The 9,456-nt window shown below is 72.6% G+C and carries 11 protein-coding genes and 2 pseudogenes; 7 read left to right on the top strand and 6 right to left on the bottom strand.

The annotated features are described in order from the left end of the window. Window positions 1–375: 375 nt before the first annotated feature. Window positions 376–936: a hemerythrin domain-containing protein gene (locus FPZ47_RS24765; protein WP_144956387.1), complete on the top strand. Its 561-nt coding sequence runs from the start codon at window positions 376–378 to the stop codon at window positions 934–936. Between the two features lie 277 nt (window positions 937–1,213). On the opposite strand, the gene FPZ47_RS24760 is transcribed toward FPZ47_RS24765, so the two are convergent. The 5 genes from FPZ47_RS24760 to FPZ47_RS24740 form a co-directional block, all read right to left on the bottom strand. Beyond that, window positions 1,214–1,852 carry an SAM-dependent methyltransferase gene (locus FPZ47_RS24760; RefSeq protein WP_144956390.1) on the bottom strand — a complete coding sequence of 213 codons (639 nt, stop codon included), beginning with the start codon at window positions 1,850–1,852 and terminating at the stop codon, window positions 1,214–1,216. Further along, window positions 1,849–2,622 (bottom strand): PIG-L deacetylase family protein, encoded by a 774-nt coding sequence (locus FPZ47_RS24755; protein ID WP_144956407.1) that lies wholly within the window; start codon window positions 2,620–2,622, stop codon window positions 1,849–1,851. The genes FPZ47_RS24760 and FPZ47_RS24755 overlap by 4 nt, the downstream gene beginning before the upstream one ends. A gap of 5 nt (window positions 2,623–2,627) precedes the next feature. Further along, a complete protein-coding gene (locus FPZ47_RS24750; protein ID WP_144956393.1) occupies window positions 2,628–3,569 on the bottom strand; it encodes an acyl-CoA dehydrogenase family protein in 942 nt (313 codons plus the stop codon). Next, the gene (locus FPZ47_RS24745; protein ID WP_168209559.1) at window positions 3,566–4,294 is read right to left on the bottom strand and encodes a glycosyltransferase family 2 protein; all 729 of its coding nucleotides are present in this window, start codon (window positions 4,292–4,294) and stop codon (window positions 3,566–3,568) included. The genes FPZ47_RS24750 and FPZ47_RS24745 overlap by 4 nt, the downstream gene beginning before the upstream one ends. A gap of 269 nt (window positions 4,295–4,563) precedes the next feature. Next, complete coding sequence (locus tag FPZ47_RS24740) at window positions 4,564–4,821, bottom strand: DUF7218 family protein (protein WP_144956413.1); 258 nt, start codon at window positions 4,819–4,821, stop codon at window positions 4,564–4,566. A gap of 164 nt (window positions 4,822–4,985) precedes the next feature. Between FPZ47_RS24740 and FPZ47_RS24735 the strand changes: the two genes are divergently transcribed. The 6 genes and pseudogenes from FPZ47_RS24735 (at window position 4,986) to FPZ47_RS24715 (ending at window position 8,842) form a co-directional block, all read left to right on the top strand. Beyond that, window positions 4,986–5,171 carry a hypothetical protein gene (locus FPZ47_RS24735; protein ID WP_144956396.1) on the top strand — a complete coding sequence of 62 codons (186 nt, stop codon included), beginning with the start codon at window positions 4,986–4,988 and terminating at the stop codon, window positions 5,169–5,171. Then, a pseudogene (locus tag FPZ47_RS30800) lies at window positions 5,168–5,290 on the top strand (chemotaxis protein CheB); the annotation flags it as partial. The gene FPZ47_RS24735 and the pseudogene FPZ47_RS30800, both read left to right, overlap by 4 nt. Before the next feature lie 103 nt (window positions 5,291–5,393). Then, complete coding sequence (locus FPZ47_RS29890) at window positions 5,394–5,687, top strand: chemotaxis protein CheB (protein WP_246859899.1); 294 nt, start codon at window positions 5,394–5,396, stop codon at window positions 5,685–5,687. Then, window positions 5,648–6,232: pseudogene (locus FPZ47_RS24725) on the top strand (sulfate transporter); the annotation flags it as partial. The gene FPZ47_RS29890 and the pseudogene FPZ47_RS24725, both read left to right, overlap by 40 nt. A 239-nt stretch (window positions 6,233–6,471) precedes the next feature. Beyond that, window positions 6,472–7,647 (top strand): glycosyltransferase, encoded by a 1,176-nt coding sequence (locus tag FPZ47_RS24720; protein WP_144956401.1) that lies wholly within the window; start codon window positions 6,472–6,474, stop codon window positions 7,645–7,647. Window positions 7,648–7,807: 160 nt separating this feature from the next. Beyond that, a complete protein-coding gene (locus tag FPZ47_RS24715; protein WP_144956416.1) occupies window positions 7,808–8,842 on the top strand; it encodes a helix-turn-helix transcriptional regulator in 1,035 nt (344 codons plus the stop codon). A gap of 143 nt (window positions 8,843–8,985) precedes the next feature. Here FPZ47_RS24715 and FPZ47_RS24710 read toward each other — a convergent pair whose 3' ends face one another. Next, the gene (locus FPZ47_RS24710) at window positions 8,986–9,387 is read right to left on the bottom strand and encodes a heme-binding protein (RefSeq protein WP_144956404.1); all 402 of its coding nucleotides are present in this window, start codon (window positions 9,385–9,387) and stop codon (window positions 8,986–8,988) included. Window positions 9,388–9,456 lie beyond the last annotated feature (69 nt).

Here is a 9,456-nt window from a genome sequence, read left to right as displayed (position 1 = left end):
GGGTAGGCGGCCGCCGGCGGGGTCGGGAGAACCGGAGGCCCCACGGGCGGGCCGGCGTACGGAACCCGGCCGAGCGGGTCATAGCTGAACGGGCTCTGCCCGTAGGGATCCTGGCCATAGGAATCGTGGGGAGCGCTCATTGCGGTGCCCTCCTCGATGTGGGTCCTGCCGCGAATGTATCCGATGGTGGTCCGGCCCCGCTCCCGGGATGCTTTCGAGGTCCGCGGGGACGTTGCTGGGCACGGGGCGCGGCCCGCCCGCGAACGGTGGTGCGCCCGGCGCCGCAGAGGTTTGGCGTCCGGGTCGACGGGTAGCCGGAACGGGAGCGCGCCAACAGCCCAGCGCGCGAGCCACGACCAGTCAGGGGAGGAAATCATGGCTCAGGCCGCCATCACGTCGCCCACCGATGTGATCGACTTTCTCGTTAGCGAGCACAAGCAGATCAAGTCGCTGTTCGCCGACACACTGGCCGCTTCCGGCGAGGCGAGGGAGAAGGCCTTCATCGATCTCCGTCGGCTGCTCGCCGTGCACGAGACCGCCGAGGAGGAGGTCGTGCACCCGCGCGCCAAGCGCAAGCTCGCCGACGGCGCCGCGGCCGTCGACGAGCGCCTGAAGGAGGAGCACGAGGCCAAGACGCTGCTGCAGAAACTGGAGAAGCTCGACGTCGACAGCGAAGAGTTCACCACGATGTTGACCGAACTGCGCGACGCCGTGATCGAGCATGCCACCCACGAGGAGAAGGACGAGTTCGCCAAGCTGGGTGAGCAGTTGGACGGCGACGAGCTCGAGAGCATGGGCCGCGCCGCCAAGCTCGCCGAGGCGATCGCCCCCACCCGCCCGCACGCCGGGGTGGAATCGCAGGTGGCCAACCTCGTCGCGGGACCGTTCGCCGCGATGCTCGACCGCGCCCGCGACGCCATCACCGGCAAGGGCTGACTCGCGGGTTGTACGGCCTTTCGGGTGTCCGCGCACCGCGGCTCCGCCCCCCTCGTCGCGCGAGTGGCAGCCCGAGTGGCAGCGCGAGTGGCAGCCCGAGTGGCAGCGGCGAGTGACAGCGCGAGTGACACGACGCCGGCGGGTGTCCGACGACGAGATCGCCGCGGTCACCGAACGCATCAGGGCCGGGGGAGTACCGGTCGGCGCCGCCGACGTGGGCGTGGAGATCAGCCGGATCACCGACACGACCGCCTCGCCGCCCCGGCTGGCGGGCCGATCACGGTGCCTGACCGGCCGCCCCCGGCACCCGTTCGCGCGCGGCCACCGACCGGCCGTCACCGCGGTCGAACACCTCGACGACGACGTCGCGGTCGCGGTAGCACCCCAGCGACATCAGGCCGGGGGTGCGCGCGACGACCCGGTGGGCCGCGTCGCCGCTGAGCGGATAGTCGGCCACGGCGTGGCGCCAGTGGGCGGCGACGACGGCGGTGCCCGGCTGCAACCGGGCGCATTCGCGGTCCAGCACGGCCGCCAGCGCGTCGGCCCGCAGGTAGTAGCCGACCTCGCTGAGCACCACCAGGTCGAAGGGCCCCGGCGGCCACGCCCCGTCCAGGGACGACCGCGCCAGGGTCACCCGGTCGCGGCACCCGGCCGCCCGCAGCCGCAGGTCCGCGCCCCGCACCGCCGCGCCGGCCACATCCACCGCGGTCACCCGGTCGCAGCGCCGGGCCAGCAGTTCGGTCAGCGTCCCGATCGAGCAGCCCGGCTCGAACGCGTGCCGATAGTGCCGGCCGGGCAGCATCGCCAGGGTGATCGCGTACTTGCGCTCCTCGTACCACCGCGTCGACAGCTGCCACGGGTCGTCGGCGCCGGCATACATCCGGTCGAAGTACGCGTCGGGCAGCCGGGTGCTCACCGGAAGACCACTTCGCCCACCGCGAGCAGCCGCGGCAGCACGAACCCGGGCAGGACGGGCGCGGGCGCTCCGTTGCACGGTTCGAACTGACTTCGAAAGCATTGTGCGGCAAGCCGTTTGCGGACGATGGCGTGACCGGATACGGGCATCGAGTGGGCGCGGGCCCACGGCACCACCGCATCGGCGGGGTTGGACCAGTGCCACATCCACACCGGAAACTCGAGCAGCGTGGCGTCGCTGCGCGCGCAGGCCGCCGCCGCCGCGCGCCCCACGGCCTCGTGGTCGGGGTGCCCGTCCCCGCGCCAGGTGGCCGCACACCAGGTGTCCGGGCCGGCGCCGGCGAGGACGTCGGTGAGCGCCTCGGCGAGGCCGTCCTCGTGGTCGGCGAACTCGCCGTCCGGCAGGCCCAGCGACAGCGGGGTCGGTATCTCCAGAACCTTTGCTGCCCTGCGTAATTCGTGGCGACGGGTGGTTTCCATGCGGGTCCGCTGCAGCGACGTCGCACCGGGGTGCGCGGCACCGCCGTCGCTGACCGACACCACCTGGACGTCGACCCCCGAGGCGGCCAGGTGCGCGATCGTGGCACCCAGGCCCAGGGTCTCGTCGTCGGGGTGCGGGGCGACGACCACCAGGCGCCGGCACCCGGTCATCTCCAGCGGCGGCAGGGGCCCGCGGTCCAGGGCGGTCAGCCACACCGGCAGCGGCGTGCCGCCGCGGGTCAGCGGCTTGGCCGCGAACCGCTCGCAGTTGCTGGTCGGCAGTGTCTCCAGTGCGTTCAATGGCGTTGTCCCGCAAGATGTCCGAGCTCGGCCAGGTCGCGCTCGGCGTGGCTCTGCCGGATGTAGATGGTGAGGTCGGCGACCCGCTGGGCGTGCCGGCCGTCCTGACACAGCGGCCCGGGTCCCAGGGCCCGGCCGGTGCGGGTGATGGCCTCGTCGGCGGCGTGCTCGGCGATGCCGCGGACGCGGCGGGCGAGCAGCTGGGCGGTGCTGGTCCGGTCGAACGGGTCGGCGTCGACGTGGGCCGCGGCGGTGGTCAGCATCGCCTCGCCGGCGGCGAGCGCGGCGTCCACCGCGCCCAGGTGCGCCAGCGAGTAGGCGTCCGCGGATTGGCTTCCGGCGCAACGGTACAGCGGCTCGGCGACGCGGCGCGCGCCGCCGAGCCAGCACGCGGCCACCCCGATCGCGCCGTGCCAGAACCCGGGCCGGCTCAGGTAGCCGTCGGGGTCGCCGACCGCCACGGCCTGGGTGTTGGTGAACTGCACGGGCCGGGTGTCGCTGCCCGCCATCCCGGCGTTCCACCACGTGGTCGGCAGCGCCTTGACCGTCGCGTCGAGCGCCGACACCGCGAACAGGCCGCGCGTTCCGTCGGCGAGCCGGGCCGTCACCAGCGCATGGGTGCAGAACCCGGCGCCCGAGCACCACACCTTGGTGCCGTTCAGGGTGAACGTGCCGCCGGCTTCGGCGGCCCTCAGCGTCGCGTCGGGGGCCTCGGCGGCCCACACGCCCCACAGTTGGCCGGGATCGGGCGGCTTGCCGCCGAGCTCGTCGAGAATGGCGACGGCATCGACGTGGGCCTCGGCGATGCGGGCGGCCACGATGTCCTCCTCGGCCAGCAGCGCCAGGCCCTGCCAGCGCTCTGCGGTGCGGCCCGAGGCGGGCAGCGGCAGCTCGAGCCGCCCGGTCTCCAGCCAATGCTTGACCAGTCCCGCCGTCACGCGCAGTCACCCGTCGCCGGCGTGCCCAGTTGCCTGAGATGATGGGCGAACCCGTGCGGGGCGCGGGCCCGGGTCCGCGCCGACGTCATGACCGATATCCCGGTGTCCCGGCGGATGGCGTGGCCGGCGGCCTCGAACCGCTCGACCAGGTCGACGTCCTCCCCGCAGGCCAGCGAGTGGAAACCGCCGACGCGCCAATACGCGCGCGCCGAGAATCCCATGTTGGCGCCGTGGATGTGCTCGTGCGGGTCCCCCGCGCCACCCTCGTAGGCCCGCAGATACCGGTCGGCGACGTCGGGAGAGTGCTGGTGCCAGTCGGTCACGCGCACCACGCCCAGGACCACGTCCGCCCCGGTCCCGAGCTGGCCGATCAACCAGCCGGGGTCGACCCGGCTGTCGGCATCGGTGGTGGCGTACCAGTACCGGGACCAATCCCGGGCGCCGGGCGCGCTCAGCGATCGGGCATAGCCGAAGCCCACGGCCCGCGCGGCGCCGACGTTGCGGGCGTCGACGCTGATGAAGTGCACGTCGGGCCCGTACCGGCCGGCCAACTGCGCGCTGTCGTCGTCGCTGTCGTCGAGCACCACCACGACGGTGACCGGGATCGGCGCGCACAGGGCCGCGGTCAGCACCGCGCGCAGGCAGGCCGGCAGTTTCGCCCGTTCGTTGTGGGCGGGGATCACGACGGCAGCCCCGTCGTAGGCACTCAGGACTGACGCTGGCATGGCCTCAGGTTTGCCAATCCGGCCGGTACCTAAACCGGCGACAACCGCTGGGGCGCAATGGCGTCGGGGCGTGGCGTCGGGGCGTGGCGTCGGGCCACCCGGCTGCCCACCCGGGCTGCGGGAGACGACGTGCGGATCTGGTGGTCGCAGCACCCGATGTGGCCGACGCCGTGGCCGCCCTCGCGGGCGCGGGTTTCGACCTCGAACACCCGACGGGGAACCGGCGGTAGACGAGCACCCGATCGGTTGCGGTGTGTCGGGGGTCGCGATCAGTGGTCACGCAGCCTGGCGATCAACTTGTCCTTGGTCAGGCTCGAATACCCTGACAACCCCAGCTCTTTGGCGCGTTTCCTCAGCTCCGGCACCGTCCAGTCGGTGTAGGAGCCGGCCCTGCCACCCTTGCGGGCGACCGATGTCGTGCCCCGCGCGGCGGCGGCGTTGGAGATCCGGGCGGCCTTCTCCCTGGAGTCGCCCTGCTGGCGCAGATCCTGGTAGAGCTTCTCGTTCTTGATCGACGACGGCACGATGATCACCCCCCTGTGTGTGACATCTTTGGCGGTGGATGCCCCGTCCGGTGGATGCCCCGTCCGGTGGCCGGGAAAACCACCGGCTTCGCGTCGCGCCCGCGCGCTTCGTGCACCAGCCACGCCTTGCGCGGTTACCTAACCCTGGGCGGGTTGGCCGTGGGGTGGTGAGCAACGCCAACAGCCACAACGCCAACAGCCACAACGTCGACAGCCACAACGTCGACCAGAACGTCGACCAGAACGTCGACCTGCGTGCAGCGGTGGCGATCGGCGCCTCGGCCGGGGGCATCGAGGCCTTGTCGAGGCTGGCGGCCGGTCTGTCGCGGAGCTGCGGTACGCATGACTGGTGACGCTGCACATCCCGGCCGGCGCGCCGAGCGTGTTGGCCCACATCATCGATCGCGCCGGCACGCCGCCGGCGACCGCCGCGCGCGACGGGCAAGAGCTGGAACCCGGACACATCGACGTCGCAGGCCCGAACCGCCGGCTGCTGGTCGACGAGCACCGCGTGGTGTTGTCCGGGGGGCGGCGAGAACGGGCACCGGCCCGCGATCGACGCCCTGTTCCGTTCGGTGGCGCCGGCGTTCGGCCCGCGGGCCGTCGGGGTGCTGCTCTCGGGGTGCTCGACGACGGAGTGCTCGGCCTGGCCGCGATCCGCGCGCGGCGGCACCGCCATCGGCCAGACGCCCGAGGACGAGCTGTTCCCGGCGATGCCGACCAACGCGCGGGCTGCCGGCGTGCCGGACCGCCAGGCCGCCGCGAGCGACATCGGCGCCGTCCTCAAGGAGCTGTCGGATCACGAGATCGAGGACCCCGCCAGGAGCCCGACACGGCGCTGGCCGCGCTGGACGAGCCGAGTGCGGTGATCGTCGACGTCAACGGGCTGCGGGTGTCGGGCTCCTCGGCCTGGTCGGTGTTCACCAGCGCCCGCTGGCACGTCAGCACCTGGCCCGACGTGCCGATCATGCTGGTCTGCGAAGCCCCGGATTCGCGGCGGATCATCGCGTCGGTCGGAGTGACCCGTTACGTGCCCGTGCACCCGACGCGGGAATTGGCGCTGCAGGCCGTCGCCGGCCAAGCCCTGCGGATCCGGCGTCGGGCACGCGCCGAGATCCCCGCCGGCCGGGCCGGCATCGGACTGGCCCGCACCATGATCACCGATTGGCTCACCGGTTGGGACGCACACCGGCTGATCCCGGTCGCGGGCACGGTGGCCACGATCTTCGTCGAGAACGTGCTCGACCACACCGAAAGCGCGCCGGTGCAGATCGTCGAGAGCCACCGGGACACCATCACGGTCGCGGTGGAGGACTGCAGCCATCGGCCCGCCGCCCGGCACGAGAGCGTCGATCGGGGCGCGGAAATCGTGTCCGGCCTCGCCATCGTTTCCGCGCTCTCCCGCGCGTGGGGACGCGGTCAACCGGCGCGGCCGCCCCGCCCGGGTGCGGGTCACGTGCACGTCGTTCCACTCCGACGACGGAACCGTCGGCGGGGCGCTGCCGTTGATGCAGGTCGTGAACTGACGCGGCGCCGCCCCTGATCCAGCCGGGGAATCCGTGGTTCACAACACGAAGAGGCGGTCCTGCATCGTTTGTCCGACACGCCGGCGGGTAACACCCAGTGCGGGGGACGGCGTGAAGGGAGCTTCGCTTGAAGATCGCCATCGTCAGCGGCGACGATCAGGTGGGTGACGACCCCGGGCAGATCTGCGCCGCGCTGGCAGCTCGCGGACATGATGCCACCGCCTACCTCATGCGACGGGCTGGGCAAACTGCGGGAGCCGTTGACGACCACCGGATCGTGCCGGTCGCCGTCGGCCCCCGGGGCCCGGCCCCCGCGCCGCGGGTGCTGCCGTACGTCGGAGACTGGGCGGCCGCGCTGCAGCGCGCGTGGTCGTCGGATCAACCCGACGTCGTGCACGCGTACGGCTGGCTCGGCGGGTTGGCCGCCCAGCTGGCGGCGCGGCGCCAGCGGATACCGACCGTGCAGACCTTTCAGGGCGTGGCCGCGGCGCGCCGTCCCCGGTCCGACGGCTCACACCACGAGAGCGAACGCGAACGGGTCGAGCCGCTGCTGGCGCGCAGCGCGACATGGGTGACCGGGGAGAGCGGCGCCGACGTCGACGCGCTCGCCCGGTTGCGCCGCAGCCGGGCGCGGATGTCCGTCCTGGTCAGCGGCGTGGACGTGGAACGCTTCGCCCCGGTCGGTCCCGCGGCGCCCCGCGGCGAACTCAACCGCGTGCTGTGCCTGGCGCCGAACCCCTTGTGGGGCAACGGTTTCGATAGGGTTGTCCGCGCGCTGCCCAGGCTGGCGGGCACCGAGCTGGTGCTCGCGGAGACCGCCCCGGACGACGCCGGCCACGACGCGGCGCGGGCCCAGCTCGAGGAGCTCGCCGCCGAGTTGGGGGTGGCCGACCGGGTGCGCTTTGCGGGCACGGTGCCCGACGGCGAACTGCCGCAGCTGATCCGGTCCGCCAACGTGGTCGCGTGCACGCCGCGGGAGCCGCCCCGCCCGACGCCGGTGTTGCAGGCGATGGCGTGCGGGGTGGCCGTGGTGGCCCTGCCTGTCGGGGGCCTGACGGAGGCCATCGTGGACAACGTGACGGGGCTGGTGCTGTCGTCGCAACGGCCCGGCGAACTGACGGCCGCTCTTCGGGCCCTGCTGGCACAGAGCTTCCAGTGCGAGAGCATGGGTTCGGCCGGCCGAAGCCGCGCGCTGTCGCGTTTCACCTGGGACCGGGTGGCGCTGGACGCGCTCAACATCTATCGGCAAATCGGTTCGGAGCGGCTGGCTTCGCCCCTTTTACAGTCGGCGGGGCTACCGTGAAGCGGGCTACCGTGAAGCGGGCTACCGTGAAGCGGTCGGGAGGAAGACGCTGACCAGTGTGCAGGCGTTGGGCAAACCCGCGGTCACGTGGGGAGTGAGGCGCGCCGCGGACACGGCGGCGCGTCCGCCGCTCGCGGCTGTCGGCCCGCCGCCCACCGCGATCCACGTCGACCTCGGCCGGCCACCCGATACCCGGGCCCCAGATACCCGGGCCCCAGATACCCGGGCCGGTACCGCGGGCCGGCGCGGATACAGCCGGAGCGGCCTTCGCTGCGAGCAATTCCGTACCAGCGAGCCCGAGTCGGCGCGCCAATTCTTCGCCGGCGCCTACACGCCGGGGTGGAAGCTCGCCGGGCTGACCCGAGGCTCGGCGGTCACCCACCGGCGCTGGGAGGCGGGCGGGGTCACCATCGACGGCGTGCTGATCGGGGGCCGGGTGAGCGTCCAGATCGCTACCGGCGACTCCGTCGTCGTGATCCAGCCCCGCGCGGGATCGCTGACCGTGCGGGGCGGCGGGTTGCCGACCCTGGACTGCCCGGTCCTCGTCGCCCACGGCATGTCCTGCGTGCTGCAGGTGAGCGGTGCGCGCTTCGAGGTCGTGAGCTTCGGGGCGGACGTGCTGCACAGCGTGGCCGCCGACCTGCATGCGCCGCTGTCGCCGCAGATCCGGTTCCTCGACAGCCGGCCACGCTCCCGCGTCGCCATCCGCGCGTGGCGCCGGGCGCTGGACTACGCGACGGGCATCCTGGCATCCGCGGAGACCGCCCACCAGCCGCTCATCGTGGCGACGCTGGCCCCGCTGCTGGCCGGGGCGCTGCTCGAGTGTTACCCGTCCAACGTGACCGAACAGGACGTGGCCGGCAGTCCCGCACTGCCCGAAGCGCTCAAGGGCGCGGTGTCGTTCATCCACTGCCACGCCTCCGACGATATCGGCGTCAACGACATCGCGGCGGCGGTCCACCTGACCCCCAGGGCGGTGCAGTACCTGTTTCGACGGAACCTGGACACCACTCCGACGGAGTACGTGCGCCGCGTCCGGCTGCACCGGGCGCATCAGGATTTGATCGCCGCATCACGGTCGACGGCGACCGTCACCGAGATCGCCCAGCGGTGGGGCTTCGCGCACACCGGCCGGTTCGCGGTGGTCTACCGGCAGGCCTACGGTCAGAGCCCGCACACCACGCTGCGGCAGTGACCGCCGCTCACCGGCTTGACGCTCAAAAGATCAGCGGCACAACGTATCTGAGGTAACATAGCCCGGCCGTTGCCGGGCGCGTCCCGGGCGACGGTTCGCCAGGCGGAACTCCCGACACGTGCCGGACGCGCTGTCCGGACCGGTCAGCCGGCCATGAACTCCTGGTAGGCCGACTCCAGGTTCGGCGGCAGCGCCGTCACCTTGCACCGGCTTTCGGTGTCGCCGATCGGCGCCAGAATGCCGCGCAGGTCGGTGTACTCCTGCGGGTGCGCGGTGAAGTAGGTGCGCAGGTTGGACTCGGCCTGCGGCCGCGGTTCGCCGTAGGCGGCCGTGACGACCTGGCTGGCGTCGGGATGGGCGGCCAGGTACTGCTGCGCGGTGTCGGTCACCGAGGAGACGGTGGCGTTCACCCCGCCGGGACTGCAGTCGGGCGCGGCGACCGCCGCCGGTGCGCCGGCGAGTCCGCAGGCGCCCATCGCCCCGAACAGGCAGCTCATGCCGATGCCGGCCACCCGCCGGAGCGCGACGCTACTGCTGCTTTTCATGCTGTTTTTCATCATCCTTGCTGTCCTCACATTCGGTCTCGGGACAGACTCCCCACCCCGTAATCCCAC

Origin of the sequence: Mycobacterium helveticum, from assembly GCF_007714205.1 — a bacterium.
Taxonomy (GTDB): Bacteria; Actinomycetota; Actinomycetes; order Mycobacteriales; family Mycobacteriaceae; genus Mycobacterium; species Mycobacterium helveticum.
The sequence above is the reverse complement of the archived record's forward strand: the minus strand, read 5'-3'. Positions and strand labels throughout refer to the sequence as shown.

What these genes read in the sequence shown, in the direction of transcription:
- FPZ47_RS24745 (WP_168209559.1), bottom strand. Translation starts at nt 4,294, where the DNA reads ATGCCAGCGTCAGTCCTGAGTGCCTACGACGGGGCTGCCGTCGTGATC.
- FPZ47_RS24710 (WP_144956404.1), bottom strand. Translation starts at nt 9,387, where the DNA reads ATGAAAAGCAGCAGTAGCGTCGCGCTCCGGCGGGTGGCCGGCATCGGC.
- FPZ47_RS24765 (WP_144956387.1), top strand. Translation starts at nt 376, where the DNA reads ATGGCTCAGGCCGCCATCACGTCGCCCACCGATGTGATCGACTTTCTC.